Origin of the sequence: Pseudomonas asuensis (assembly GCF_014646755.1) — a bacterium.
Taxonomy (GTDB): Bacteria; Pseudomonadota; Gammaproteobacteria; order Pseudomonadales; family Pseudomonadaceae; genus Chryseomonas; species Chryseomonas asuensis.
Window position 1 is genome coordinate 1 of record NZ_BMNW01000087.1, and the last position, 667, is coordinate 667.

At 52.5% G+C, this 667-nt stretch carries 1 protein-coding gene; it reads left to right on the forward strand.

Annotated features, from left to right (window positions below; translation table 11 throughout):
* A partial coding sequence (locus tag IEX86_RS25360; protein WP_229685510.1) for a DUF433 domain-containing protein occupies positions 1-541 on the forward strand: 541 nt, incomplete at its 5' end.
* Positions 542-667: the final 126 nt, after the last annotated feature.

The window sequence follows — 667 nt, forward strand, 5'->3', positions numbered from 1 at the left end:
CGCGGTAGTTAACCGTGAACAGGGTGTGAAAACACCCAACGGTAGGCATCTACGTCCGCAGATCAAAGCGCAAATAGCCGACCTGCATAGGCAAGGTAAAAGGCCAGCGCAGATAGCTGAGCAGATACCTGGGTTGACAGCAAGACAAGTTGCTAACGCCATACAACTTATGTTCGGTAATAAGAATGAGAGCTATGCCAAGCTTGCCCAGAGACTCATGGACGACCCTAATGCCACGGCAACGGATTACCATAGGATGCAGAGAACTAAGCTTGCCCAGAGGCGCACAGGCAACCCCGAGGCCAGGCCAACTGATTACGAGAGTATGCAGAGAGCTAAGCGTGCCAAGAAGCTCACAGGCGACCCCAAGGCTACGCCGGCTGATTACCAGAGAGTGCAGAACGCTAAGCGTGCCCGGGAGCTCACAGGCGACCCCGAGGCTGCGGCAGCGGATTACCACAGAATAGGCAAAAAGGCGCGAAGGGAAGGCCTAACTTATGAGCAGGTCGTAGAAGCAGAAAAGCGAAATCCCACGGTATAATTTTGCTTGTTTCTTCTAGACTTTAGCAAGGGAGTCTTTTCAGCCTATTAAGGCATCACCCAGTAGTGCTTGTACCTCCATTCACCATAACACGGCTGTATTCAAAGCTCAGCCATGTGGTCGCTG